Raw genomic sequence first — 24,339 nt, 5'->3', positions numbered from 1 at the left:
TCTGTCGGTTGTGCGCGCACTCCTGCGGGCACCACTGGGCCCGCCGGTAAGCGTTCCCGGTCAGAGCACTAGCCGGGTGGTGACGGCGGCTCGGGCGCGTGCCCGCGGGCGCGGGCTGCATCGGATATGGCGATCCCGGTCAGGACGAGGGCAGCGGCGGCGGCGACCACGACTGGCGGCAAGGGGAGCATCGCCGGCGCCAGGGCGGCCAGCGCAAGGACGCCGATAGGCCGGGACCGGGAGACGCGGCCGAATACCGCGTGCTCGAAGCGGGCGCGCCCGACCAGGTACAGCGCTGGCCCGCCGAGGATGACGGCGATCCAGGCCGGTGGGGTGTGCCCGAGTGGATGGGCGATGACAAGTTCGGCGCCGACGGCTGCGGCGACCACGCCGGCCACCATGGCCAGGTGGGCGTACGACGCCCATCGGGCGAGGCGGACCGGGTCGGTCGACGCGGCAATCGCTTCCGCCAGGACCTGCCCGGCGCGGTATATGTAGATCCGCCACAGCAGCACGGTGGTCGCGATCGACACTGTGAACGCGGCAGCGGCGTCCGGTGCGAAGCCGCTGCTGCTCAGCGCCAGACCGGTAACCAGGATCAGCTCGCCGAGCGCGATGATGAAGAACTGTCGGTAGCGCTCGGACAGGTGCTCGCCCGAGATCACCAGGTCCTGGCTCGGCGTACGGCCCACCCCCGGGGTGGGGAAGCCGATTCTGCCTGCCGTGTGGTCCAGGACCACCGCGAGTGCCCACAACGCGCCACGCGCCGTACCGTGCACGAGCGCCCCCGCGATCCACGGCAGCGCCGACAGGCTGTACCAGAACAGCCCCCGGGCGACGTGGCGCTGCAGTTCGTGGCCACGCAGAACGACCATGAGGACGAGCCCGCGGCTGAGCTGGACGGCGACGTAGGCGCCCGCGAAGATCGGGCCCGTGTCGCCGAATGCCTCGGGCACCGCCGCCGCCATCACCAGGCTGCCGACCATGGTCGCGATGACGAGCGCCTGGATGACCGGTCGTTGCGGGTCCGTCCGGTCGGTCAGCCATGCGGTGCTGGACCAGACCCACCACATGGCCGCCAACAGCACCAGCGTCCGGAAGACGCCGCTCCAGCCGAGATCGTCGGCCAGGCCGCGCGAGAGCTGAGTGAGTGCGAGGACAAACACCAGGTCGAAGAAGAGTTCCAGGAACGTGGCGCGCTGTGGAACCCCGGGTCTCCGCAGCAGCTCGGCCGCCCTGCTCGTCGTCATCCGCTCGCCCGTTCTGCCAGCCTTGCCCGGTCTTGTGGCATTTTGCCACTGCGTGAGCGGTCGTGGCTGCGGACGTGGTCAGCGTTCGCGAGGTCGGCCCGGCCCGAGGCCCGGGCTCCGTCCACGCCCGATCCCCGGGCCACCGCCCCGCGCCTCAGGTCAGGTCGGTACGAAGATCCACATCGTCAACCGCGGCCACGCAACTCTTGCGCCAACGTGCGGGTCTCCCTCGATCAGGCGCCGTCGGGAGTCACCATCGCCTGTCAGCCTGGCGGAGCATCTCGTCCTGCTCGGCGTCGGGCATGAGCTCCCTGACCTCCTGCGCGCAGCGGCACGCGACGGCGATCTTGGCAGCCCACGCCAGCGCTTCCTCGCGGGAGGCCACGTCGACGACCACGAACCCGCCGATGACCTCCTTGGTTTCGGGGTAAGGGCCGTCGGTGACCATCCCGTCCGTGGCCACGACGCTCGCCTGCTGCCTTTCCAGCCCGCCGCCGAAAACCCACACGCTGGCGTTCACGGCCTCCTGGACCACCGCGTGCGAGGCCTTGGCCACGTCGGGCATCTCCTCGCCGGGGATGTGGTCCATCGCGCCGTCATTGAACGAGATCAGGTAACGCGTCATCCCGTGACTCCCTTGTCCGGACGGCCTTCTCCGGCCGCCTCTCACCTGTTCTACGAACGACTCGCTCCGGATCCGACGCTAAGCCAGGAGAGCTTTCCGCGTGACCCCCGCCGATCGGCGCCTGCGCGGTAGGCCGCCCACTCGCCGGTCGACAGGGCGAGATCGGGTACCCAGCTCTCGGTGCTCTGCCGGGCCTTGGCCGACCACTTCGCTGCGTTCCTTGACGCGAAGTCGTCCAAGACCTCGCGGTCGGCCGCGCTCCACGCGGCGAACTTCAGTGTGACGGCGAGCAGGTCGAGGTCCGAGCTGCCGGGGGTCAGGTCCGGGTGGGGACCGGCGAGATGCTCGGTTCCCTGGCCCGGTGACCGTCGAGGCGATCTCCGCATGGTCGCCCCCGGATGCCGGGGCTACGGCGAAGGCGCCACCGACCCGTGCGGCGATCCCTGTCGTGACACTCTCAGGCAGAGCAGTCCAGTCGCTACGCATCGGTGTTCATCCTGCTACGTGCCCGGTCGAGGCTCACACTGATGACGAGTGCTGCGTACCCTCTTCGTCCGCGACCTGAATGATCGTCTTGCCGGGCGTGCGGCGGCGGCGGGCGAACGCGGACGCCGTTTCGGAAAGCGGGCGCACGGCGCCGACGATGGGCTTGAGCCGCCCCGCCCGCAGACGTTGGGCGAGGTCGGTCAGCCGGACGCGATCAGGTTCGACGACGAAGAAGATGGCGCGCCCGTTCGTGGGCTGCACGGTGGGTGGCATGGCGATCGTGACGACCGTGCCGCCCGGGCGTACCAGTTCGGTGGATCGCGTGAGGATGTCGCCGCCGATGACGTCGAACACCAGGTCCACCTCGCCGGCGTGCGGCAGTTCGTCGGCCTCCAGGTCGAGGAAGCTGTGCGCGCCGAGGTCGAGCGCGACATCCCGGTCGCCGGCACGGCCGGTGCCGATCACGCGGGCACCAACCTCCCGCGCGAGTTGGACGGCGAGTGAGCCGACGCCGCCCGCGGCGCCGTGAACGAGGACGGTCTGGCCGGTCGTGAGGTGGCCGTGGTCGAACAGCCGCTACCACGCGGTCAGCCCGGAGATGGGCAACGCGGCGGCCGCGGAGTGGTCGATGTCGGCCGCGAGCGGAGCGAGGTTGCGCGCTTCCACCGCGGTGTATTCGGCCAGGGAACCGTTGCGGGTCCAGTCGGTCAGTCCGAACACCCGCTGGCCCACGGTGAGGCCGGTGGTCCCGTAGCCGAGCTCGACCACGACTCCGGACAGCTCGTGACCGGGGATGCTGGGTGTCCGGTCGCGACCGGCGCGGTCGGACCAGGTTCCCGGCCAGTCGAGCTCCCCGGGGGTGAAGCCGGCGGCGTGCACGCGCACGATGACGTCGTTCTCCGCAGCGTGGGGGTAGGGCATGTCGGCCAGGGTGAGGCCGCCGACACCCGCGGCACGGTCTCGCACGGTGATCGCTCGCATGCTCGAATCCTTCCAAGAAAGCTCGCCGATGTGGCCCGATCCGCGACCTCCGCGGCCGTGGCCGGCACCGCGCGCCCACGAAGCGGGCCGCTGCTGGAGCCCACTTCACCAAACCTCATCGGTACGCTGCTGAGCCCGCGTCGTGTCAGCTGGGCCAGGGCGAGCCGGCGATGCGCTGAACCGTCGTCACCCGCTGGAAGCCGGGGATGAAGTGTTCGAGCACGTCGGAGTTCACGGTGCCGTTCGTTGTCTCGGGCCGGTTCTTCAGCCCGTCGACGTAGGTCCGCAGAAACTCGTTCTTGAAGTCGCCGCGCGGATGGACGGCGAGGATGTCGTCCAGCTGATCCTGCTCCAGTCCGTCCAGGCCGAAGCCGAGCACGTCGGTCAGGACACCGAGGTACGTGGTCGCGATTTCCGGAGCCATCCGGTCGGGGATGCCCGGCGTGGTGTGCAGCGCGATCGCCGTCCACACGGTCTCCGCGGCGGCCGTCGGGAAACCCCGCTCCAGGAGGAACGCGCGCGCGTGGTCGGCCCCGTCGACTTCGAAGCGCTGCTCGACGTCGGAAAAGGGAGTCAGGAGGCCGGTGTCGTGGAACATGGCCGCCAGATAGAGCAGCTCCGGGTCCGGTTTCACGCCGAGCTTCCGGGCGTGGATCAGGCTGAAGAAGAAGACCCGTCGGGAGTGGTGGTAGATGAGAGGACTGGTCGTTTCCTGGATGCGCCTGGTCGCTTCCGCGACCGCCGCCGTCTCGGGAACTTCCAGCCCCGCGATGACCTCTGGCATGATCGGTGACCTTCCCTGAAGAGTGTGGCCGGCGTCCATGCTGCCCACCGATCGTCGTACGCCGCCGCCTTCGTCCGGCCAGGAAACCCTCATATCCGGACAGGCCCAGCCGGGCTTGATCAGCTCAAGATCACGGAGTTCGCCTTCCGGCAACGGTGGCGTGCTACCAATAGGCGGTGTCCACACCTCCCGTTCCGGCGACCCGGCGGCGGTCAGTGCCGGGGTCGGGCCACCCGCGCGTGGATCCGGCGCCGGGGGAGCCGGCGCGGTGAATGCCGGTCCTCATCGCGTCGCGGTCTTCGTCTACGACGGAGTGACATTGCTGGACGTCGCCGGTCCCGCGGAGGTGTTCAAGGAGGCGAACCGGTTCGGTGCCGACTACCGGATCGTGCTGCTGTCGCCGACCGGCGCGGACGTCACGTCGAACCTCGGGGTCCGGATCGCGGTCGACGGCGCCGTCTCCTCGGCGCCGGCGGTCGACACGTTGCTGGTGGCCGGGTCCGACCGCTATCCGCGCGCTGGTGTGCCGGCCGACCTGGCGGACGCCGCACGGATACCGGCGGCCGTGGCCGGCCGGGTCGCGTCGATCTGCACCGGGGCGTTCGTCCTCGCCGCCGCCGGCCTTCTCGACGGCAAGCGCGCGACCACCCACTGGCAGGTGGCGCACGAGCTTGCCGCGCGGCACCCGACGTGCCGCGTCGAGCCTGACGCGATCTACGTTCGCGACGGCACGACGTACACGTCGGCAGGGGTGACCGCCGGTATCGACCTGGCGCTCGCTCTCGTCGAAGAGGACCACGGGCCCGGCGTGGCGCGCGACGTCGCCCGCGCCCTGGTGGTGTACATGCAGCGTGCGGGCGGGCAGTCGCAGTTCTCGGCGCCGCTGCAGGGACCACCGCCCCGGTCGGCGGCTCTCCGTAAGATCACCGACCTGGTGACGGCGAACCCCCGCGGGGACCACTCGCTCGGCGAACTGGCGAGACACCTCAACGTGAGCACCCGGCACCTCACCCGGCTCTTCCACGACGAGCTGTCCACGACACCGGCCCGCTACGTGGAGAGCATCCGATTCGACCTGGCCAGGGCACTGCTCGACCAGGGACACAGCGCGACTCAGGCCGCGACGCGCGCCGGGTTCCCCAGCTACGAGAGCATGCGACGGGTTTTCGCCAGGAAGCTGTCGATCAGCCCCGCCGCGTACCAGCGCCGGTTCGGCACGGCCCGCCGCCCCAACGCGGGTCAGCACTCCGGTCGCAGTTGAGGGCGCCCGGCAGGTGCCGGGCGCCGCCGGTGAGCGTCAGGGCAGGTCGATCGGGCGGAGCACCCGGTCGACCGCGTGGCCGATCTGCCGGTTGCCCTTGTTCAGGTCATAGCGGACCACCCGCGCGTCGCGGTCGCTGGTGTCGGCGTCGACGAGCCGCACCTGCCGGCCGTACCAGCAGCGCTTGACGTCGACCTCGACGGTCGCGCCGAGCGCGGTGGACAGCTCCACCCCGTCGGCCTTGAGTGCCGCCTTCCGGTCGATCGTGGCGCCGGGCACCACGTGGTAGAGCAACACGTCCTCGACGGTGTCCACCCCGAGGCCGGCCACCGCGTCGAACGCGGTCCGTTCGCCGGGCAGCGTGCGGGCGTGCGTGAGGTCGCGGACCAGCTCCCGGAAGGCGTGGTCGTTCGGCACGAACGCGGTCAGCGGGGCGCTGCCGTCGGTGAGCACCTCGACCGGCGAGTCCGGCTTGGCCTGCAGCACCGCCAGCACCGCCGCGGTGAGCACGTCGAAGTCCCGGGAGTTGCGGTCGAATCCGCTGGTGTCGGCCGTGAGCACTGCCGCCAGCGATCGGGTGCCGAACGCCGTGGTGGCAGCCTGCGCGGGCGCGGCGACGGCGGTGGTGGCCATGGCCGCGGCCGTGGTGCCCACGGCGAGCCGGGCAGCGACACGAGAGATCCTCATTGGTAAGCCCTTCGTCGGTGGGACCCAAGCGGTGACTGGTCGTCACGACCCTTGTTCGCCCCGAGCGTCCCGCCCGGATGCACCACGCCGGACAGCCCGCGCGGCCCGGGTAGATTCCGCGGTCGGACGACAGTGGAGGCGGCATGGTCAAGGGATGGCACGGCTGGGTCGGCACGTTCAACGGCGTCGTACTCATCACGGTTGCCGCACTGCCGCTGGCCGCGCTGGCGGTCTGGGCCCTGGCGCGCCGTCGGAGTGTCACCGGCACCGTGCCGGCGGGGGCGTGGCGCACGTCGCTGGCTGAGGTCGGCATCGTCTACGGCACGGTGCCGTGGGTATGGATGATCATGTTGCCGGGCGACGGGGCCGGCGCGGTTCCCGGTCGGGTGGGCCTCGTGCCGCTGCGGGACCTCCTCACGATCCTCGCGAGCGGGCCGCTGACGGTGACGGTCCAGATCGTCGGCAACCTGCTGGTGTTCGCGGCACTGGGGTTCCTCGCCCCGCTGCGTTTCGCGGCGCTCGCGTCGGTGCCGCGGATCCTGGCGCTCGCGGCGGGCTGCTCGCTCCTGGTCGAGGCGGCGCAGTACCTCCTGCGGCTGGACCGGGTGTCCTCCGTCGATGACGTACTGCTCAACACCGCCGGTGCCGGGCTCGCCGCGCTGGCGTCGCGCCGCTGGTGGCGGGCCCCGGCCAGTGCGTCGTCAGACCGGCCTCGACCGGCCCCGGTGCCGGGACGCTGAGCCGCCCGCGGCGCGCCGGTCAGCGGTCCTGGGCGGTCGCCGGGGCCGCGCAGGTGCCGCCCGTGCCTCGCCGAGGCGCTCCACCGGGTCACCCGCCCTGGCCTTGTCCGCCGGTGACGGCCCACGGTGCGGTGGCGTCAGCTCGCCGCGCCGGGGCCGGGAAGCAGGTCGACGTCGCCGGCGTGCATCGGCTCGCCGCAGTGTGCACAGCGCAGGTCGACGCTGCTGATCTCGCCGCATGCGTGGTGGCGGTACAGCAGCGGCGCGCCGGCCTGACCGGCGAGCCACTTGTCGCCCCAGCGGACCATCACCATCAGCAGGTCGACCAGCTCGGTGCCCTTCTCGGTCAGGACGTACTCGAACCGGGGTCGCTGGTCGTAGGGCCGGCGCTCGAGGACGCCCTGGTCGACGAGGTGGTTCAGCCGCTCGGTCAGGACCTTGCGGGAGATGCCGAGGTCCGCCTGGATCTGCTCGAAGCGGGTGAACCCGGCGTACACGTCACGCAGGACCAGCGGGGACCAGGGCTCTCCGATCACGTCGAGCGTGCGCGCGATCGAGCACGCCATCTCGCCGAAGTTCGTCCGTTGCATGGGATGAGCGTAGCAAACGGGGTTCCCTTAAGGAACTTGGGCTGTTACGGTCATGGAGTCTCTTGAAGGAACTTAGGGGGTACGGCAATGAGCAAGGTGTTCACCGCACTGTCGGTCTCGGTCGACGGCTACATCACCGGTCGCGACCCGGGCGAAGGGCGAGGGCTGGGCGACGCCACGATGCTGTTCGACTGGTACTTCGACGGTGACACCCCCAGCCAGGTGTTCGATGGCTTCCGGCTGAGTGAGCCCAGTGCCCGGGTGTTCGACGCCCTGGCCGGTCGCGTCGGCGCGAGCCTGGCCGGCCGCAACACCTACGACGACTCCGGGTGGATCCACGGCGGGACGCCGCACCCGGCGGCGCCGCTGTTCGTGCTCAGCCACCGACCGGTGCCGGGTATGAGCGACGACCGTCAGACGCTGGTCACCACCGGGATCGAGGACGCCGTCGCGGCCGCGCGGGACGCCGCCGGCGACAAGGACGTCGCCCTCATGGGTGGCGGCGTCGTGACAGCGGCCCTGGCTGCGGGACTGGTCGACGAGCTGATCCTGCACCAGGTGCCGATCCTGCTCGGCGGCGGCCGACCCTACTTCCAGTCGCTCCCCGAGCACGTGCGACTCCGTCTCGTCGAGGCCGTCCCGGCGCCCGGCGTGACCCACCTCCACTACGAGGTGCTCCGATGACCACCACCGAAGGGACCGGTCCCATGCTCGATCCGCGCGCGCGGCGCGTACTCGACGGCACCTCGATCGCTCACCTCGCCACCGTCCTTCCGGACGGCTCGCCCCACGCCACCCCCGTCTATGTCGGCACGCACGGTGACCGGATCGTCTTCTTCACCGGTCCCGGCTCGCGCAAGGCACGCAACCTGCGCCGCGACCCTCGGCTCGCGCTGTCCATCGCGCCCGTCGACAACCCGTTCGAACCCGTCGTCATCCGCGGGCGCGTCGTCGAATGGGTCGAGGGTGACGCGGCGTGGCAGATCATCGACCAGTTGGCCATCAAGTACGCCGGAGCGCCCTACCCCCGAGGACAGGAACGCGTGGTGGCCCTGATCGAGCTTGACCGACAGACCGTCGGGGTGGGCTGAACGGCGTATCGAGCTGTTTCCGCCGGCCTGCCCCAGGTCGTCCCGGCCGCGCGCCGTCTCCGGTTCCGGCTCCTGGCGGGCGGGCATAACGGCCGGTCCGGCGGGCACTCACCTGCGGAATGCGAGAAGTCGAAAACGTGCACCACGCCAGGGCCGCACTGCAACGCGCATTTCGACAACTGACATCTGCGTCTCGCGGGTCATCGGATGGCGCTCCTGCAACGGCGGCGACATGTGCTGTGACCGGGCGGGCGGAGCGGAAAGCTTCGCGGGCCCGGCGCGAGGGAGGAATCAGGGCATGACGGCAACCAACCAGAGCCGGCCTCCAGGCGGCGGCACGGGGGAGCAGGCCCGGCAGCAGGCGTCCCGGGTCGGGCAGCACGCCATGCAGACGGGCGGCCAGGTGGCGCACGCCGCCACCGAGCAGGGCGGGCAGGTGGCCGCGGAGGCGGCGCAGCAGGCGCGGAACCTGACCGGGCAGGCCACCACGCAACTGCGGGACCAGGCTCGGACGCAGCAGCACCGGGCCGCCGACGGGTTGCGCGACCTCGGCCGTGAGCTCGGCTCGATGGCCGAGCGGAGCGGCGAGTCCGGCATGGCCGGCGAGGCCGTCCGCCGGGCGGCCGACGCGGCGCAGCGCGCCGCCGGATGGCTCGACCAGCGGGAGCCGGGCGACGTCCTGGACGAGGTACGAGGGTACGCCCGGCAGCATCCCGGAACGTTCCTCGCCGGCGCGGTGGTGGCGGGCCTGCTGGTCGGCCGGCTCACGAGAAACATGACCGGCTCCGACGGGTCGGGCTCCGGCGCCCAGCCGGCCCAGCCCACGCAGCCGGCGTCGCCGTCGTCCGAGCGGGCGGTCGAGGCGCCGTACACCGGAGACCAGCCCTACACCGGGGTGGCCCGGGCGCAGAACGTGTCGCCGGCCGGCCGGCCGGAGCCGGACATCCCGGGCGGGGTGGCACCGTGAGCGCCCCGGAGAAGGAACGGACGCAGTCCTCCGTCGGCGAGCTGCTGGGCGACGTGACCCGGGATCTCTCCACACTGGTCCGCAAAGAGGTCGAGCTGGCCAAGGCGGAGCTGCGCGAGGAGGCGACGCAGGCCGGCAAGGCCGGCGGCATGTTCGGCGGGGCGGCGCTTGCCGGTTTCCTGGCCGTGCTGTTCGTGTCGTACGCGGTGTGGTGGGGTCTGTCGAACGTCATGGATGAGGGATGGGCCGCACTGATCGTGGCGGTCGTCTGGGCGGTTGCCGCCGCCATCCTGCTCGCCAACGCGCGGACCAAGATGCAGCAACTCCGTGCGGTCCTGCCCCGGACCAAACAGACCGCGCGGGAGATGCCGCAGGCCATGCGAGGCCGGTGACCGAGCCAGAGGGGAGCGGATCATGTCCAACGATCCGGATCGGATCCGATCAGAGATCGAGAGCACCCGGAGCGACTTGAGCAGCGACGTGGATGCGCTGACCGACAAGATGAACCCGCGTCGGATCGCCGGTGAGCGTGTCGGGCAGGCTCGCGGCGCGCTGACCCGAGCCAAGGAGAAGGTGATGGGCGCGCAGACGGACGGGCACGGTGCCGGCCAGCGGATGTCGCAGGCTGCCGGTTCGGTCCGGGAGGGGACGCGATCGCTCGGGCACCAGTCCCGCGCGCAGGCGCAGAGCGCTGCCGGCACGGTCCGGGACGAGGCGCGGTCGCTCGGGCAGCAGTCCCGGGCGCAGACCCAGGGCAACCCGCTCGCGGCCGGCCTGATCGCCTTCGGCGCCGGACTGCTGGTGTCCTCCCTGATCCCGCCCAGCCGCCCGGAGCGGCAGTGGGCCGGACAGGCCAAGGGCATGGTCCAGGAGCACTCCGCCGGGCTGCGCGAGCAGGCGAGCCAGGTCGGCAACCAGCTCCGGGACGACCTGCGCGAGCCCGCGCAGCAGGCGGCCCAGTCGGTGCGGTCCACCGCTGCCCAGGGCGCGTCCGCCGTCCGCGACCAGGGCCGATCGGCCGCACACCAGGTTCAGGAGGACACCCGGAACGCCGCCGGGGAGATCCGGCACCGCTAGATCGGCGTGGCCGTTCGGGCTCCGACCCGCCGCGAGCATGGTCTGCTGCCTGCAGGGCAGCAGACCATGCTCGTTCGGGGTGGGGAGAGGGCCTGACCGGGAACACTCTCGCGAACCGCGTCCCGGCTTCCTCCCGGTATGCCCACCCAGACCGCGTCGATGCGTCCCGTCACGTTCGTGACGATCATCCGCGCTAGGGTCGGGCGCGCCGCCCTCCCGTGCCCGCGCGGGCACCTGATCGCGGACACCGTGAGGAAGGGAAAAACCCGTGCCGACCTACCGCCATCCGGGCACCGTCATCACCGACCACAGCTTCCGGGTACCGCTCGACCACGCGGACCCGGCCGGTGAGCGGATCGAGGTGTACGGCCGCGAGGTCGTGGCCGCCGGCCGGGAACGGGAGTCACTGCCCTGGCTGCTGTTCCTTCAGGGCGGGCCGGGCGGCCGGTCACCGCGGCCGGTGGGCCGCGACAGCTGGCTGGACCGCGCGTTGGACGACTACCGGGTGCTGCTGCTCGACCAGCGCGGCACCGGCCGCTCCACGCCCGTCGACCGGCACACGCTGCCGGAGCGGGGTGGCGCGGCCGCCCAGGCCGGGTACCTGGCGCATTTCCGGGCCGACTCGATCGTCCGGGACTGCGAGCTGATCCGCCGGGAACTCCTCGGCGAGGGCGGCCGGTGGAGCCTGCTGGGCCAGAGCTACGGCGGCTTCTGCACCCTCACCTACCTGTCGTACGCGCCCGACGGCATCCGCGAGGCGTTCGTGACCGGCGGCCTCCCGGGCCTGCGCAGCACGCCCGAGGCCGTCTACCGGGCCGCCTATCCGCGGGTGCAGCGCAAGGTCGAGGCGCACTACGCGCGCTACCCGGACGACGTCGACACCGTCCGCGCCCTGGTGCGGCACCTGCGGGAGCAGGAGGTACGGCTGCCCGGCGGCGGGCTGCTGACCGCCGAGGCGTTCCAGGCGCTCGGCATCATGCTGGGCACCGGCAGCGGCTCGCACACGCTGCACTACCTGCTCGAGGACAGCGTTCTGCGCGGCGGCCGGCTGTCCGACCCGTTCCTCGCCCAGGTCGAGGGCCACCTGTCGTTCGCCGGCCGCCCGCTCTACGCCGTCCTGCACGAGTCGATCTACGGCCAGCGGTCGGCGTCCCCGCGCGGCACGGGATGGGCGGCCCAGTCGGTACGCGCGGAGTTCCCGCGGTTCGACGCCGACCGGGCGCTGGCCGACGGCCTCCCCGTGCTGCTGACCGGCGAGATGATCTATCCGTGGATGTTCGCCACCGACCCGGCGCTGGCCCCGCTCGACGAGGTGGCGGACCTGCTCGCCCAGCGGGGGGACTGGCCGGACCTCTACGACCCCGCACAACTCGCGCGCAACGAGGTACCGGTGGCCGCGGCCGTCTACCACGACGACATGTACGTCGACGCCGACGATTCGCTCGCCACGGCGCGCGCGGTGCGCGGCCTGCGCACCTGGGTCACGAACGAGTACGAGCACGACGGCCTCCGGGTCAGCGGCGGCCGGGTCCTCGACCGGCTGATCCGGCTGGTCCGCGGCGAACTCTGACGCCGGCGAGAGGACCCTCGGGCCGGGCTCGCCGGGCCAACGCCCGGACCGCCTCGCGGGGGTGCAGATCGCCGATCGACCGCAGCATGGCCAACAGGTCCAGGCTGGCGGCGGTGCCCTCGCGCATGCCGTCGGTGACCAGTACCAGGCGGTCGCCGGGTTGCAGTGTGATCTCCCCGTGGTGGTAGTCGGCCTCGGTGAACATGCCCAGCGGGAAGTTACGCGGGAGCCGCAGCGGCTGGGCGTCCCCGCCGCGCATCACCAGCGGCGGCACGTGCCCGGCATTCAGCAACGCGCACACACCGGTGCGCAGGTCGAGGCGGCCGAGCACCGGGGTGACGTAGCTGCCGCGTACGCCGGTGTGTTCGGCCACGGCGGCGTTCGCGGCGTCGGCCTGCTGCACCAGGCCGGCCCCGCGGCGGCGGATGTTGCGCAGGCTGCCCAAGCCGAGGGTGGCCGTCAGCGCGCTGGCCACCCCGTGGCCCATCGCGTCGGTGACGCTGAAGTGCAGCACGTCGCGGCCCAGGTTCAGCGCAGCCCGGCGAACAGGTCGTCCTCGCGCGCCGGCGCGCCGGTGGTGTCGCGGACCCGGACGAAGGTCTCCACGCCCATCAGCTCGGTGAACCGGTCCTGCCCCAGTTGCAGGAAGAAGATGTTCTCGGCCTGGCTGGCATGCGCGGCCAGGGAGGCGAACTTCTGCGCCCCGTAGGCGCTCGTGTCCACCCAGGTGGTGATCTCGTCGTCGGGCAGGCCGAGCTGCGGCATGTCCTCCGACGGCGCGTCCGGCTCGGGGAACTCGACGCCGATCTCCTTCATGACGCGGCCGAACTCCTGGAAGGCGCTGCGCGGCACGGTGGTCCAGTAGACCTTCGCGGGGATGCCCGTCCGCTCGACGGCGGCCATGGTGATGCGGTGCGCCTGGATGTGGTCCGGGTGGCCGTAGAAGCCGTTCTCGTCGTAGGTGACGACGACGTCGGGCCGGTAGCGCCGGATCAACTCGGCCAGCCGGTCGGCCGCCTCCGTCACCGGCGTGTTCCAGAACGCGCCGGGCAGGTCGTTGGTGGCCCAACCCATCATCCCGGAGTCGGCATAGCCGAGCGTCTCCAGGTGCGTCACCTTCAACGCCTCGCAGCTGGCCTCCAGCTCGGCCCGGCGCATCGCCGCCACGGCCTCCGCGTCGTGCCCCGGGTCGCCCGGTTTGATGCCGCCGGGGCCGTCGCCGCACCCGCCGTCCGTGCAGGTCACGAGAACCGTCGTGACCCCCTCCGCCGCATAGCGGGCGAGGATGCCGCCGGTGCTCGTCGCCTCGTCGTCGGGGTGCGCGTGCACCGCCATCAGGGTCAGGGTTCTGTCAGCCACCCCATCACCATACGAGGGCGGTCCGACGCATAGCATTGCCGCGGTCCGGGACGGCTCGGCTGAAACGAGGCGACATGCGGTGGCTCCAGCGGTTGCTGGGTGGCGGGCGGGTCCAGCTCGACCCGGATCGGCAGCAGAGCCTGCTGGAGGAGGTCCGGCACCGCTACGGCGCCCGCGCGCGGATCCGGTTCGCTGACCAGGTCGACGCCGTCACCCGGATGCTGGACGGCGACGACGGCCTCGTGGTGGCGGCCCGGATCGTCGGCGAGGTCGCCGACGAGGCCCACGCCGACCTGCGGGCCCAGGCCCACGACGTGCACCGGCGGACGGGCCGGCGGCTCCTCGTGCACCGCCGGAACTACCGGCCGCTGTGGAAGGAGGCCGGCCCGGCGTTGCGGTGGCCGCTGTTCGCGCTGCCGTCCGGCTTCCACCCGTACGCGCAGGTGGCCGCCGCCGTCGCGGTGGTCGGCGGCGGGGCGTCCCGGCTCGACCGGGTGACCGACCCGACCCCGGTCGTGACCCGCGTGTTCGAGCTGCTCGACCTCACCACCGCCGGCTGGGAGTACGGCCGGGTGCGGGTGGACACCGACGCCGCCGCCCTGGCCACTCGCCTCATCTCGACCGCGGGGCAGGTCCTCGCGGCCATGGACGACCCGCCCCGGCTGCCACCCGCGATCCGCGAGCTGATGCGCCGCAACAACACCCTCGACGTGTACGACCCGACCGGTCCCCGGGTCGTCGACCGGATCAATCCGGGGGCGACGATGCGGGAGACGCTCCTGGCGTGAGGGCGCCGCGGGAGGTGGCCTCCCGCGTACGGGTGGCCGCCGGTGCCGGCTCGCGGTCGGGCCCGACCGGGGGATCCTGACGGCGGGGCAGCAGCAGCGGGCTGGCGAGGATCAGCAGCCCCGCGACGGCGATAGCCGTGCGGGGGCTCGTGGCGTTGGCGAGCAGTCCGCCGAGCGCGCTGAGGACGGCGATGGTGGCGCTGCTGCTGATCGACCAGGCCGAGAGGGTGCGGGCGACGCGGCCTCCGGGTGTGTGTTCGAGCCGGTAGGTGGCGAGCACCGGGTTGTACAGGCTCATGCTGATGATGATCGCGAGCTCGACGGCGATCACCGTCGCGAGGCCGGCGATGCCGGGCTGGACGAAGGCGAGGCCGATCAGCCAGACCGCGCGCAGCGTGCCGACGGTACGGAGGATCCGGTGCTGGCCGTACCGCGCCACGACGCGGCGGGCGAGGCGTGAGCCGATGAGTCCGCCGACGCAGGGTGCCGCGAAGGCGAGGCCGTACTGCCAGGGTGGGAATCCGAGCTGGCCGAGCAGGAGCACGGCCAGCAGCGGCTCGGTGGCCATGATCAGCCCGCCGACGAGCAGCTGGTTGAGGTAGAGCGCCCGCAGGCCGCGGTGGGTCAGGAGGTGCCGCCAGCCGTCGAGCAGCTCGCCGGCCCGGACCGGCTGCCGGTCGTCGCGCAGCCGGTGTTCCTCCCGGCCGCGGATCGCCGTGATGCCCAGCGCGGAGAGCAGGTAGCTGAGCGCGTCGACCACCACGGTGGTCACCGGCCCGACGAGGCCGACGGCCGCGCCGCCCAGCGGCGGCCCGACGGCGATGGCGCTCCACGTCGTCGACTCGAACCTCGCGTTGGCCACGAGCAGCTCGTCCGGCCGGACGAGGGCCTTGAGGAAGGCGCCGCCGGCCGCCTGGAAGGTGATCCTGGCGGCGGCGACCACGGCCGAGACGATCAGCAACTGGACGAAACCGAGCCGGCCGACGGCGTACGCGATCGGGATCGTCATGAGGACCGCGAAACGGGTCAGGTCCATCGCGATCATCACGGGTCGCTTGCGGCGGAACTCCACCCAGGGCCCGAGCGGCAAGGCGACGAGGGCGCCGATCGCCGGCCCCACCGCGGACAGCGCGGACACCTGAGCGGGGCTGGCGTGCAACACCAGCAGGGCGATCAGCGGCATCGCGCCGAAACCCAGCGCGGAGCCGTAGGCGCTCACGGCGTAGGCCGCCCAGAGCCATCCGAACTGCCGGCCGAGGGATCGTCTGACCACCAAGCTCCGCACCTTCCGCCTCGGACGTGTGCCGTTGACGGCGGTGATCACAGCAAGGACGAGGAGGCGGGATCAAACAACCGCACCGGCGGCGAGCCACAACGGTTGGTTGTGCGACTAGGGTCGGCGGGTGGATCTCGACGCCGTGCGCACCTTCGTCGCCGCCGCCGACGCCGGCCAGCTCCAGGTGGCGGCCGGCGCGCTGTCGATCACCCAGCAGGCCGTCTCCAAGCGGGTCGCCGCGCTGGAGAGAGACCTGGACGTGCGCCTTTTCACCCGTACGCCCCGCGGGGTGCAGCTCACGGTCGACGGCCAGGCGTTCCTGCCGCACGCCCGTGAACTCCTCCGGGTGGCGGACCGGGCCGACGCGTCCGTGCGTCCCGGCCGGCGCGCCCTCCGCGTCGACGTCCACAGCCGGCGCACCGCGCCGGCGGTGCTTCTGCAGGACTTCCACCGGACGCATCCGCGGATCGAGCTGGACGTCGTGACCCTGGACGCCGACGTCCATGCCGCGATCGCCGCCGTCGAGGCGGGGACGGTCGACGCCACGTTTCACGCCGTCGCCGTCCCCGCGCGCCAACTACCGGCCGCGATCAGGACCGCCCGCGTGATCGACGAGCACCACGAGCTCCTCGTCGGGCCACGCCATGCGCTCGCCGACGCCCGCGCCGTCACGCCCGCGCAACTCGCCGAACACCGCATCTGGATGCCGGGCATGGCCGCCGGCACGGAATGGGCCAGCTACTACGACGAACTCGCCGCCGCGTTCGGGCTCACCATCGACCGGGCCGGGCCGGTCTTCGGGAACGAGGCGCTGCTGGCCGAGATCGCCGAGTCGCCGGACCTGGCGACGCTGGCCGGCGAACGCACCCGATACCTGTGGCCGGACAGCTATGACCTGCGGCGTGTACCGGTGCGGGACCCCGCGCCGGTATACCCGATGTCCCTCATCTGGCGCGACGACAACCGGCATCCCGGGCTCACCACACTTTGCGACCACCTGGCGGCCAGGCGGGCGGACGCACCCGACACCGAGGTCTGGACGCCGACGAGGTACGAAGCCCGTTGAGTCAGCATGCCGCGGGCGGGATGCTCTGCTCGTACTGGAAGACGTTGTGGGGGTCGTACTTCGCCTTGACCTTGCGCAGCCGGTCGAAGTGGGACCCCCAGTAGGCGGTTTCCCATTCCGCCATTCCGACGTTCGGCACGTTGACGTAGGCGCCGTCGACGTAGGGCCGGAGTGCCTGGCTGAACTCGGCGATCCACGCCTGGGCGACGGGGGTGAGGGCGTCGCCGCTGTCGGGCACCCCCCGGGTGCCCCAACCGGCGCCGGGCTCCGAGTAGAAGAGCGCATCGCGGTGCGGGAACGCCGCGCCGCCGAGAGGTTCCCTCGTCTGAGCCCCCGTGCCGAAGGCCTGCGTGAAGAAGTTGCTGTCCTCCGAGGGCGCGTTCTGCATGAAGGTGTGGATCACGCTGATCGCCTCCTTCGGGAACGGCCGCCTGGTGAACTGCGAGAAGAACTTCCAGTTCGCGGGCTCGTCCTCGGTCGGAATCTGGAATCCGGCATAGATGTCGCCCCAGCCGCCGGTCTGCACCGTGACCTCGGGGTCGCCGATCGAGAGGACCGGTGCCAGCAACGCCGTCGCCTCGGCCTCCGACCCGTCCGCGAGAACACCGAACAGCAGGATCTGGGACTTGTGGATCTCGACCTGGGTTCCGAGGCGGTTGTCGGCGAACGGCGCGAGCCGCTGCCATGCGTCGAAGACCTCCTGCAGGTCGTCGAGACCCGGCCAGGTCGCCTGAAGGTAGGCGACGCTCCGCAGTGGCGCCGCACGGTAGGTGAGGGAGGTGACGATCCCGAAGTTGCCGTTCCCCGCTCCCCGGAGTGCCCAGAGCAGGTCGGAGTGGTTCTTCAGGTCCACCTGGACGGCCTTCGCGCCGTCGGCGCCCCACGGGACGACAATCTCCGCGCCGATCAGGTTGTCGCAGGCCATGCCGAGGTAGCGGGTGAGGAAGCCGAAGCCGCCGCCCAGGGTCGCGCCGGACAGGCCGACGCTTCCCTCGGTGCCGGTGGTCACCGCGAGGTCGTGCTCGCCGAGCGCGGTCACGGCTTCCAACTGATTGAGCCCGGCGCCGACCGTCGCGATGCGAGCGGTCGTGTCGATCTGGACCGACTTCAGCTCGCTGACGTCGATCACGATGCCGTTGTCGACATTGGACCAGCCTTCGAGGCTGTGCCGGCCGCTGCGCACCCGCAGCGCGACGTTGTGCTGCCGCGCCCACGTGAGGGCGTTGACGACGTCCTGGGTCTCCTGGGCGAAGACGATGACCAGCGGGTAGCGAACGAAGAGTTCGTCCCAGCCGAGGCTCGCATTCGCGTACCCGGGGTCCTGAGGACGGACGATGCGGCCGGTCAGTGTCGCGGGCGGGCATTTCTCGCTGGAGGGCCACCCCAGGTCGTCGGCCGCGAAGCCCGGGGTGCCGCCGGACAGCAGGCCCGGGAAGGCGACCGCCCCGGCGCCGACGGCCGCTGTCGCCTTGAGCAGCTTGCGACGAGAAAGATCGTGCATGTCCGTGTCCTCCCGATCGATGACCGCCAGTCCGACCAGGAAGACTTTCCGCCTCCGGCTGGCGCGCTCACTGACGGTATTACGGGGGGTTTGGTCCGAGTTGCGAGATTTCATCGCGGAACCCGGTCAGGTGATCACGGCGGCGTGCTCCGCACCGGCAGGGAAGTATTCGCAGGTCAGGGCCTCAGAGCGTGCCGGACAGGTACTCCCGGCGTCGCTGCGGTTCGAACTTCTCGATCGCGTACCGCAACATGACCCGCGGCATGGCCCGGTACCGCCGGGCCAGGAACTCCTCCTCCGCCGCCCGGTCACGGTTGCCCACCTCGCGCAGCATCCAGCCCACCGCCTTCTGGACGAGATCGTGCGGGTCGCCCAGGAGCCGTTCACCCAGGCGGAAGGTCCAGTCGAAGTCGCCGGCCCTGATGAAGGCGAAGGTGGCCATGACGGCGATGCGCCGGTCCCACACCAGGCTCGACCCCGCCAACCGGTCCAGGACGCTCCGGTCCTTGTCGACCAACCACGGACCGACGATGTACGGAGCGGACGAGTCCACCAGGTCCCAATTGTTGATGCGGGCCGTGTTCGCCAGGACGAGGCGGAAGATCCGGCCCCGTTCCTCCTCGTCTCCCCTGGTGAACTTCCGCACCAGGATGAACAGCGACGTCAGTCGCTCCTCGTGCACGCCACCGGCCAGCAGGTCAGCCGTGTCGGCCAGGGAGAGGTCCCGCCAGTACCGGGCGGCCACCCGGCGCTGCTCCGGCACCGGCACCGGCACGCCGATGGTCTGATCGCCCTCGCCGTACCCGCCCGGGGTCATCTGGAGGAACCGGCTCGACGCCTCCGCCCGCCGGGGATCGGCGAGGCGGGCGAGGTCGTGGCGGACGTCGGCGGTCGTGGCCATGACTGTGCAACCTACCGCGACCGCCGGCGGCACCGCGGAAATCCCGGGGCCGTGGGGCGGCGCGTCCGGCTGGCCTCCACGGACACCCGCGGAGGAGAGGCTCGAATTGGCCGGCGGCCAGATACACACGGACGAGGTGCGGCCGGCTAGCCGCCCGAGCCCGGCGGGATTCCGTCGGTGGCGGTGCGGCTGCGCCCCAGGGCGTCGATCCGGCCCCACCGGCCGGGGATGTCGAGCAGTTCCAGCCGGCCCAGCCCGGGTGGGAGTGCCGGGTCGATGATGAGGTGCTCGTCGTGGGGTTGCAGGCCGAGGATCACCCGCAGCAGGAGCAGCGGGGTTCCCGCGGACCATGCCTGGGGGCTGCACGCGGTCGGGTACTCCACGGGGTAGGTGGTGCGGGCCCGCGGGTAGCCGGCGAATGCCTCGGGCAGCCGGCCCTGGAAGTAGTCGGCGGCGTCGAAGACGGCCTGGCAGATGGTGGCGGCCTCGCGGCGGTAGCCGTAGCGCCAGAGCCCCCAGGCGATGATCGAGTTGTCGAAGGGCCACACGGTGCCCACGTGGTAGCCGAGCGGGTTGTAGCGGGCGCAGTCGGTGGCGAGGGTGCGCACGCCCCAGCCGGAGAAGAGCCGGTCGCTGAGCAGCAGTTCGGCGATGCGACCGGCCCGAGACTCCTCGACGATGCCGCTCCACAGCAGGTGCCCGATGTTCGAGGACAGCGCGTCGACCTGGCCTCCCTCGGCGTCCAACGCGAGGGCGTAGTACTCGCCGTCGGCGATCCAGAAGTCCTCGTTGAACCGGGCCTTCAGGTCGGCGGCCTCACGTTCGAGGCGGTCGGCGTAGGCGGGGTCGTTCCAGAACAGGCGGGCCAGCCGGGCGCCCCGGATCTTGGCATCGTAGGCGTAGCCCTGCTGTTCGCAGGTCGCACGGGGAAACGGGGGCAGGCGCCCGTCGCGGTAGCAGATCGAGTCCGGGGAGTCCTTCCAGCAGTGGTTGACCAGACCGTTGTCGCGGTTGCGGGTCTCGTACCAGATGTAGCCGGTGCCGAGCAGGTCGCCGTAGTTGTCGATCCAGTCGAGCGCGGCCCGGGCCTCGAACTCGTAGGCGCGCACCACGGCGCTGTCGCCGGTCCAGCGTTCGTACTCGTCGAGCAGGATGACGAACAGGGGAGTGGTGTCGGCGGCGCCGTAGTACGGCGAGTGGGGCTGTTCTTCGAATCCGGCGGACTCGCCGTAGCGCAGCTCGTGCAGGATCTTGCCGGGCTCCTCGTCGCGGAAGTCGTCGAGGCGGCTGCCCTGGCCGTAGGCGAGCGTGCCGAGGGTGGCGGGCACGAGCTGCGGGGTGAACGGCAGGGCCTGCAGGCAGGTGAAGATGCTGTCCCGGCCGAACACGGTCATGAACCACGGCAGCCCGGCGGCGACCAGTTCCTCGGCCATCGTGATGGAGGTGTAGCGCAGCGCGGCCAGGTCCACCAGGCTCCGCCGGTAGGCGGTGGTGATGGACGGGCTGTCGCACTTCAGCCGGGGTGCGGCCGCCGTCCACTGCCGCAGCTGCTCGTCCAGCTCGGCCGGGGACCGGGCCTGGCGCAGCTCAAGGCTGTCGCGGAAGTCGCGCTCGTGTGCGCCCAGCACGAGCGTGCGTACGTGCAACCGGGTCTGCCACTCCGACTGCGGCGGTACGCGCACCTCGAACGTCATGCCCTCCGGGTCGACCCGGGCGGGTGCCGAGCTGGAGATCACGGTCTCGCGGTGGAAGCTGTCCCGCCGGTAGCGCAGCCGCAGCTGTCCCTCCTCGACGATCGCCTGGACCGGCGCCTTCTTGCCCTGCGGGTTCTTGATCTCGAAGATGTCGGCGAAGTCGGAGGCCATGTCGACGCGTACCGTCAGGGTCGTCTCCTCGTCGGTGTGGTTGAGCACCGCGAGGTTCTCGGTGAAGCTGCCGCCGATGCTGCGGTCGCGGATCACCGACACCGTCGCGTCGACGTAGTGGGTCGGTTCGCCCGGCACCAGGAAGAAGCGGCTCTCGAAGTAGCGGATGTCGTCCACCGACAACGCGTGCAGCCGTTCACCGTTCACGCTCAACCGCCAGGTGGACAGGAAGCGGGTGTCGTAGGAGAACAGCCCGGTCGGCACGCTGGGCGACGGGTCCACGTCGCCACGGTCGTCGCAGACCAGGAACGTGTTCCCGTCCAGGATGTTGATCGACTTCCGCATCGCCATCCGGTCACCCCGTCCGGGCCCGCAGGCGCTCGCGCCACGCCTGCCCGTGGGGAGCCCGCCGCTGCGCACCCTCCCGCGGATCGCCGGTGCCGTGCGGTTGCGGGAAGTAGCGCCGGAACGCCAGGATCAGTCGGGCGTCGCCGACCAGGGTGGCCTCGTTGCGCAGCAGCACGGCCGTGGCGGGGGACTCGCCCCGCACCAGCCGGGCGAAGACGGCGGGCGTCGTCGTCAGCACGGCGTCGGCCGCCCGGACGTCCCGGTTCACGAGCACCCGGCCCGGCGCGCGGAGGTCGACGTACCAGTGGCGGGTCGAGTCGTGGGTCACCAGGTCCACGCGCAGCGTCCCGCGCACGCGCGGTGGCAGCAGGGCCCGCCCCCGCGCCGGTAGCGCCACGAAGAACGCCTCGATGTCATCGCTCATGCCTGCCCCCGCCCGATTGCAGCCTAACGCCACACCACCTGCGAGAACCGCCGTTTTCGCACGTTGCCGTGCGAGCGGTGACCTCTCGTCGGTGGCTCGGCTGCCAATGGCTCGACGAGTACGAGGGCCGCCTACCGGAGGCCGTCGACGAGTTTCTCGACCCGGGCGCGGATGTCGTCACGGACGCGCCGGACGACGGGGAGGGACTGCTCGGCCGGATCGGTGAGCGCCCAGTCCTCGTGCCGCTTGCTCGGGAAGACGGGGCAGGCGTCGCCGCCGCCCACGGTGACGATGACGTCGCTGGCCTCGGCCGCGTCCCAGGTGAGCCGGGCCGGGGTGCGGTCGGTGACAGCCTTCTCGGTGGTCTCGGCGGGGGCGCCCTCGAGGAGCCGGGCGAGCATGGTGGTGAGCATCTCGACGTGACCGATCTCCTCGGTCCCGATGTCCATGATCATGTCCTTGTACTTGCCGGGAACCCGGCAGGTCCAGCCCTGCCACAGGTACTGCATCATCACGGTCATCTCGCCGAACTGGCCCCCGAGTACCTCCTGCAACTTCATCGCGAACGGCGCGTCGGGCTTCTCGGGCTCGGCCTGGAACTGCAAGTGGCGGTCGTGGCGGAACACGATCTTCTCCGATCAGTCGTTCACGAGTGGTTCTTGGTCGACGTCTCCTCCCATTCCCGGCCCGGTGGCCCGCCGGTGTGCCGACCCATGACCTCTATGGGCCCAGCGGGAGCCGGCCGAGGGGGGTGACACACGAAGCCGGCGTCACCCTTCGGAGCCCGTTTCGTCACCCGCGCAGCGGGTAGTCGCGGCCTCTCATGGGCCGTGCCACCGGTCCGGCGGTGACGGGCAAGCGATGTTCGTGTCTACCGGCAGGCCAGAGGGGGTGCCCTGAGGATGTGTGGGATCAGCGGGGAGGCCCGATTCGACGGATCCGTGCCGGACGGCCACGCGGTGACCCGGATGAGCGAGGCGATGCGATCCCGGGGGCCCGACGGGGAGGGCCTGTGGAACGACGGGTGGATCACCCTCGGCCACCGCCGGCTGACCATCATCGATCTGTCCGATGCGGGGGCCCAGCCGATGGTCCGGGAGGATCTGGGCCTGGCGCTGGTGTTCAACGGGTGCGTCTACAACTACCCGCAGCTCCGCGACGAACTGCGCAGCGCCGGGCACACCTTCCACTCCACCAGCGACACCGAGGTCATCCTCGTGGCGTACGCGGAATGGGGTGAGGAGTTCGTCCACCACCTCGTCGGGATGTTCGCGGTCGTGCTGGTCGACCGGGAGCGGCGCCGGCTCGTGCTGGCTCGGGACCGGCTCGGCATCAAGCCCCTCTACCTCGCCGAGTCCCCGGGGCGGCTGCGGTTCGCCTCCACCCTGCCGGCGCTGCTGGCGGCCGGCGACGTCGACACCGGCATCGACCCGGTGGCGCTGCACCACTACCTGTCCTGGCACTCGATCGTGCCGGCGCCCCGGACCGTCCTGCGGGGGATACGCAAGCTGCCGCCGGCCACCGTGCGGGTGGTGGAGGCCGACGGGCGCAGCCGCGAGCGCGTCTACTGGCGGCCCGACTACCAGCGGGACCCGGCGCACGCCGGCATGGACGCGCGGGACTGGCAGGCCGCGGTCGGCGACGCGCTGCGCACGGCGGTGCGGCGGCGGCTCATGGCCGACGTGCCGGTCGGGGTGCTGCTCTCCGGCGGGCTGGACTCCAGCATGATCGTGGCCCTGCTCGCCGAGGCCGGGCAGCACCACCTGCAGACGTTCAGCATCGGCTTCGACAGCCGGGGCGGCGAGAGCGGCGACGAGTTCCACTACTCCGATCTGGTCGCCCGTGCCTTCGGCACCGACCACCACCGCATCCAGCTCTCGAACGACGACCTGGAGCCGGCGGTCCGGCGGACGATCCTGGCGATGACCGAGCCGATGGGCAGCCACGACGTGGTCGCCTTCCACCTGCTCTCCGAACAGGTGGCCCGGCACGTCAAGGTGGCGCAGTCCGGCCAGGGCGCCGACGAGGTGTTCGCCGGCTACGGCTACCACCAGCCCCTCACGGAGGTGCCCCGGGACGGCGCCGCCGAGGCGTTCGCCGAGGCGTTCTTCGACCGGAGCCACGCCGAGCTGGACCTGGTGGTCGACCCGGCGTACGCCTGCGACCACGACGCCAGCCGTGAGCTGCTCGCCGCGCAGCTGGCCGCGCCCGGGGCGCACACCGCGCTCGACGCGGTGCTGCGCCTGGACACCCACCTGATGCTGCCGGACGACCCGGTGAAGCGGGTGGACAGCATGAGCATGGCGTGGGGGCTGGAGGTGCGCACCCCGTTCCTGGATCAGGACCTCGTCGCTCTCGCGGCCGCCTGCCCGCCGGAACACAAGGTGGCGCAGGGCGGCAAGGGGATCCTCAAGGAGGTGGCCCGGGAGGCGCTGCCCGCGGAGGTGATCGACCGGCCCAAGGGCTACTTCCCGGTGCCCGCCCTGCGCAACGTCGACGGCCCGGTGCGGCACCTCGTCACGGAGGCCCTAGCCGCGCCGGCCGCACGGGATCGGGGCCTGTTCCGGCCCGAATACGTCGCCGAGCTGCTCGCCGAACCGGACCGGGCGCAGGCCGCCGCCGGCAGCAACAAGCTCTGGCAGCTCGGCCTGCTGGAACTCTGGCTCCAGTCCCACGGCATCCGCTGAACGCGGGGGCGGGCC

General features: G+C 71.7%; 25 protein-coding genes and 1 pseudogene. 11 read left to right on the top strand and 15 right to left on the bottom strand.

Annotation, left to right across the window (positions count from 1 at the left end):
• Positions 1-68 precede the first annotated feature (68 nt).
• From F8274_RS01390 to F8274_RS01370, 5 genes are all read right to left on the bottom strand, one after another.
• Positions 69-1,250: a low temperature requirement protein A gene (locus tag F8274_RS01390; protein ID WP_151460418.1), complete on the bottom strand. Its 1,182-nt coding sequence runs from the start codon at positions 1,248-1,250 to the stop codon at positions 69-71.
• Positions 1,251-1,500: 250 nt separating this feature from the next.
• Positions 1,501-1,875 (bottom strand): YciI family protein, encoded by a 375-nt coding sequence (locus tag F8274_RS01385; RefSeq protein WP_151460417.1) that lies wholly within the window; start codon positions 1,873-1,875, stop codon positions 1,501-1,503.
• Between the two features lie 519 nt (positions 1,876-2,394).
• Positions 2,395-2,934, bottom strand: coding sequence for a zinc-binding dehydrogenase (locus F8274_RS31640; RefSeq protein ID WP_225853539.1), 540 nt, complete (start codon positions 2,932-2,934; stop codon positions 2,395-2,397).
• 3 nt (positions 2,935-2,937) lie between these two features.
• Positions 2,938-3,342, bottom strand: coding sequence for an alcohol dehydrogenase catalytic domain-containing protein (locus tag F8274_RS31635; RefSeq protein WP_225853532.1), 405 nt, complete (start codon positions 3,340-3,342; stop codon positions 2,938-2,940).
• Positions 3,343-3,487: 145 nt separating this feature from the next.
• Positions 3,488-4,126 (bottom strand): HD domain-containing protein, encoded by a 639-nt coding sequence (locus F8274_RS01370; protein WP_151460416.1) that lies wholly within the window; start codon positions 4,124-4,126, stop codon positions 3,488-3,490.
• Between the two features lie 268 nt (positions 4,127-4,394).
• Between F8274_RS01370 and F8274_RS01365 the strand changes: the two genes are divergently transcribed.
• Positions 4,395-5,387 carry a GlxA family transcriptional regulator gene (locus tag F8274_RS01365; protein WP_151460415.1) on the top strand — a complete coding sequence of 331 codons (993 nt, stop codon included), beginning with the start codon at positions 4,395-4,397 and terminating at the stop codon, positions 5,385-5,387.
• A 36-nt stretch (positions 5,388-5,423) separates the two neighbouring features.
• On the opposite strand, the gene F8274_RS01360 is transcribed toward F8274_RS01365, so the two are convergent.
• The gene (locus F8274_RS01360) at positions 5,424-6,074 is read right to left on the bottom strand and encodes a fasciclin domain-containing protein (protein ID WP_151460414.1); all 651 of its coding nucleotides are present in this window, start codon (positions 6,072-6,074) and stop codon (positions 5,424-5,426) included.
• A gap of 143 nt (positions 6,075-6,217) precedes the next feature.
• Between F8274_RS01360 and F8274_RS01355 the strand changes: the two genes are divergently transcribed.
• Positions 6,218-6,814 carry a VanZ family protein gene (locus F8274_RS01355; RefSeq protein WP_151460413.1) on the top strand — a complete coding sequence of 199 codons (597 nt, stop codon included), beginning with the start codon at positions 6,218-6,220 and terminating at the stop codon, positions 6,812-6,814.
• Between the two features lie 137 nt (positions 6,815-6,951).
• Here F8274_RS01355 and F8274_RS01350 read toward each other — a convergent pair whose 3' ends face one another.
• Complete coding sequence (locus F8274_RS01350) at positions 6,952-7,404, bottom strand: helix-turn-helix domain-containing protein (protein WP_151460412.1); 453 nt, start codon at positions 7,402-7,404, stop codon at positions 6,952-6,954.
• 87 nt (positions 7,405-7,491) lie between these two features.
• On the opposite strand from F8274_RS01350, the gene F8274_RS01345 reads away from it, so the two are divergent.
• The 6 genes from F8274_RS01345 (at position 7,492) to F8274_RS01320 (ending at position 12,109) form a co-directional block, all read left to right on the top strand.
• Complete coding sequence (locus F8274_RS01345) at positions 7,492-8,088, top strand: dihydrofolate reductase family protein (protein ID WP_151460411.1); 597 nt, start codon at positions 7,492-7,494, stop codon at positions 8,086-8,088.
• Positions 8,085-8,495 carry a PPOX class F420-dependent oxidoreductase gene (locus tag F8274_RS01340; RefSeq protein WP_225853531.1) on the top strand — a complete coding sequence of 137 codons (411 nt, stop codon included), beginning with the start codon at positions 8,085-8,087 and terminating at the stop codon, positions 8,493-8,495. The genes F8274_RS01345 and F8274_RS01340 overlap by 4 nt, the downstream gene beginning before the upstream one ends.
• 298 nt (positions 8,496-8,793) lie before the next feature.
• On the top strand, positions 8,794-9,462 hold the full coding sequence (locus F8274_RS01335; protein WP_151460410.1) for a hypothetical protein: 669 nt from the start codon (positions 8,794-8,796) through the stop codon (positions 9,460-9,462).
• The gene (locus tag F8274_RS01330; RefSeq protein ID WP_151460409.1) at positions 9,459-9,854 is read left to right on the top strand and encodes a phage holin family protein; all 396 of its coding nucleotides are present in this window, start codon (positions 9,459-9,461) and stop codon (positions 9,852-9,854) included. Before F8274_RS01335 ends, F8274_RS01330 begins: the two co-directional genes overlap by 4 nt.
• 22 nt (positions 9,855-9,876) lie before the next feature.
• Positions 9,877-10,539, top strand: a complete 663-nt coding sequence (locus tag F8274_RS01325) for a DUF3618 domain-containing protein (protein ID WP_151460408.1) — start codon at positions 9,877-9,879, stop codon at positions 10,537-10,539.
• A gap of 268 nt (positions 10,540-10,807) precedes the next feature.
• Positions 10,808-12,109, top strand: coding sequence for an alpha/beta fold hydrolase (locus tag F8274_RS01320; RefSeq protein WP_151460407.1), 1,302 nt, complete (start codon positions 10,808-10,810; stop codon positions 12,107-12,109).
• Here the strand turns inward: F8274_RS01320 and F8274_RS01315 are convergent.
• Positions 12,054-12,623 (bottom strand): PP2C family protein-serine/threonine phosphatase, encoded by a 570-nt coding sequence (locus tag F8274_RS01315; protein ID WP_225853530.1) that lies wholly within the window; start codon positions 12,621-12,623, stop codon positions 12,054-12,056. The two genes, F8274_RS01320 and F8274_RS01315, sit on opposite strands and share 56 nt — an antisense overlap.
• A gap of 14 nt (positions 12,624-12,637) precedes the next feature.
• A complete protein-coding gene (locus F8274_RS01310; RefSeq protein ID WP_151460406.1) occupies positions 12,638-13,468 on the bottom strand; it encodes a PIG-L family deacetylase in 831 nt (276 codons plus the stop codon).
• A 74-nt stretch (positions 13,469-13,542) separates the two neighbouring features.
• Here F8274_RS01310 and F8274_RS01305 point away from each other — a divergent pair, with 74 nt between their 5' ends.
• Complete coding sequence (locus tag F8274_RS01305; protein WP_151460405.1) at positions 13,543-14,256, top strand: hypothetical protein; 714 nt, start codon at positions 13,543-13,545, stop codon at positions 14,254-14,256.
• Here F8274_RS01305 and F8274_RS01300 read toward each other — a convergent pair.
• The gene (locus F8274_RS01300; RefSeq protein WP_151460453.1) at positions 14,216-15,529 is read right to left on the bottom strand and encodes an MFS transporter; all 1,314 of its coding nucleotides are present in this window, start codon (positions 15,527-15,529) and stop codon (positions 14,216-14,218) included. The two genes, F8274_RS01305 and F8274_RS01300, sit on opposite strands and share 41 nt — an antisense overlap.
• 130 nt (positions 15,530-15,659) lie before the next feature.
• On the opposite strand from F8274_RS01300, the gene F8274_RS01295 reads away from it, so the two are divergent.
• Positions 15,660-16,598 carry a LysR family transcriptional regulator gene (locus F8274_RS01295; protein WP_151460404.1) on the top strand — a complete coding sequence of 313 codons (939 nt, stop codon included), beginning with the start codon at positions 15,660-15,662 and terminating at the stop codon, positions 16,596-16,598.
• A gap of 1 nt (position 16,599) precedes the next feature.
• Here F8274_RS01295 and F8274_RS01290 read toward each other — a convergent pair whose 3' ends face one another.
• The 5 genes and pseudogenes from F8274_RS01290 to F8274_RS31630 form a co-directional block, all read right to left on the bottom strand.
• Entirely contained in the window at positions 16,600-18,213 is a 1,614-nt protein-coding gene (locus tag F8274_RS01290) for an FAD-binding oxidoreductase (protein WP_225853529.1), read from the bottom strand.
• 70 nt (positions 18,214-18,283) lie between these two features.
• On the bottom strand, positions 18,284-19,000 hold the full coding sequence (locus tag F8274_RS01285; protein ID WP_151460403.1) for a DNA alkylation repair protein: 717 nt from the start codon (positions 18,998-19,000) through the stop codon (positions 18,284-18,286).
• A 146-nt stretch (positions 19,001-19,146) separates the two neighbouring features.
• Complete coding sequence (locus F8274_RS01280; protein WP_151460451.1) at positions 19,147-21,210, bottom strand: glycogen debranching N-terminal domain-containing protein; 2,064 nt, start codon at positions 21,208-21,210, stop codon at positions 19,147-19,149.
• A 10-nt stretch (positions 21,211-21,220) separates the two neighbouring features.
• Positions 21,221-21,637: an SCP2 sterol-binding domain-containing protein gene (locus F8274_RS01275; protein WP_151460402.1), complete on the bottom strand. Its 417-nt coding sequence runs from the start codon at positions 21,635-21,637 to the stop codon at positions 21,221-21,223.
• Between the two features lie 260 nt (positions 21,638-21,897).
• Positions 21,898-22,263: pseudogene (locus F8274_RS31630) on the bottom strand (manganese catalase family protein); the annotation flags it as partial.
• A 276-nt stretch (positions 22,264-22,539) separates the two neighbouring features.
• Between F8274_RS31630 and F8274_RS01265 the strand changes: the two are divergent.
• The gene (locus F8274_RS01265; RefSeq protein WP_151460401.1) at positions 22,540-24,324 is read left to right on the top strand and encodes an N-acetylglutaminylglutamine amidotransferase; all 1,785 of its coding nucleotides are present in this window, start codon (positions 22,540-22,542) and stop codon (positions 24,322-24,324) included.
• The last annotated feature ends 15 nt before the right edge of the window (positions 24,325-24,339 follow it).

This window comes from Micromonospora sp. AMSO31t (genome assembly GCF_008868175.1).
Lineage (GTDB): Bacteria > Actinomycetota > Actinomycetes > Mycobacteriales > Micromonosporaceae > Micromonospora.
This window is presented reverse-complemented; position numbering and strand designations above follow the sequence as displayed.

Excerpts from the sequence above, each read along its gene's own strand:
- F8274_RS01335 (WP_151460410.1), top strand. The coding sequence starts at position 8,794 with ATGACGGCAACCAACCAGAGCCGGCCTCCAGGCGGCGGCACGGGGGAG.
- F8274_RS01280 (WP_151460451.1), bottom strand. The coding sequence starts at position 21,210 with ATGCGGAAGTCGATCAACATCCTGGACGGGAACACGTTCCTGGTCTGC.
- F8274_RS01390 (WP_151460418.1), bottom strand. The coding sequence starts at position 1,250 with ATGACGACGAGCAGGGCGGCCGAGCTGCTGCGGAGACCCGGGGTTCCA.
- F8274_RS01325 (WP_151460408.1), top strand. The coding sequence starts at position 9,877 with ATGTCCAACGATCCGGATCGGATCCGATCAGAGATCGAGAGCACCCGG.
- F8274_RS01350 (WP_151460412.1), bottom strand. The coding sequence starts at position 7,404 with ATGCAACGGACGAACTTCGGCGAGATGGCGTGCTCGATCGCGCGCACG.
- F8274_RS01265 (WP_151460401.1), top strand. The coding sequence starts at position 22,540 with ATGTGTGGGATCAGCGGGGAGGCCCGATTCGACGGATCCGTGCCGGAC.
- F8274_RS01305 (WP_151460405.1), top strand. The coding sequence starts at position 13,543 with ATGCGGTGGCTCCAGCGGTTGCTGGGTGGCGGGCGGGTCCAGCTCGAC.
- F8274_RS01275 (WP_151460402.1), bottom strand. The coding sequence starts at position 21,637 with ATGAGCGATGACATCGAGGCGTTCTTCGTGGCGCTACCGGCGCGGGGG.
- F8274_RS01345 (WP_151460411.1), top strand. The coding sequence starts at position 7,492 with ATGAGCAAGGTGTTCACCGCACTGTCGGTCTCGGTCGACGGCTACATC.
- F8274_RS01370 (WP_151460416.1), bottom strand. The coding sequence starts at position 4,126 with ATGCCAGAGGTCATCGCGGGGCTGGAAGTTCCCGAGACGGCGGCGGTC.
- F8274_RS01340 (WP_225853531.1), top strand. The coding sequence starts at position 8,085 with ATGACCACCACCGAAGGGACCGGTCCCATGCTCGATCCGCGCGCGCGG.
- F8274_RS01290 (WP_225853529.1), bottom strand. The coding sequence starts at position 18,213 with ATGAAATCTCGCAACTCGGACCAAACCCCCCGTAATACCGTCAGTGAG.
- F8274_RS01385 (WP_151460417.1), bottom strand. The coding sequence starts at position 1,875 with ATGACGCGTTACCTGATCTCGTTCAATGACGGCGCGATGGACCACATC.
- F8274_RS01355 (WP_151460413.1), top strand. The coding sequence starts at position 6,218 with ATGGTCAAGGGATGGCACGGCTGGGTCGGCACGTTCAACGGCGTCGTA.
- F8274_RS01285 (WP_151460403.1), bottom strand. The coding sequence starts at position 19,000 with ATGGCCACGACCGCCGACGTCCGCCACGACCTCGCCCGCCTCGCCGAT.
- F8274_RS31635 (WP_225853532.1), bottom strand. The coding sequence starts at position 3,342 with ATGCGAGCGATCACCGTGCGAGACCGTGCCGCGGGTGTCGGCGGCCTC.
- F8274_RS01360 (WP_151460414.1), bottom strand. The coding sequence starts at position 6,074 with ATGAGGATCTCTCGTGTCGCTGCCCGGCTCGCCGTGGGCACCACGGCC.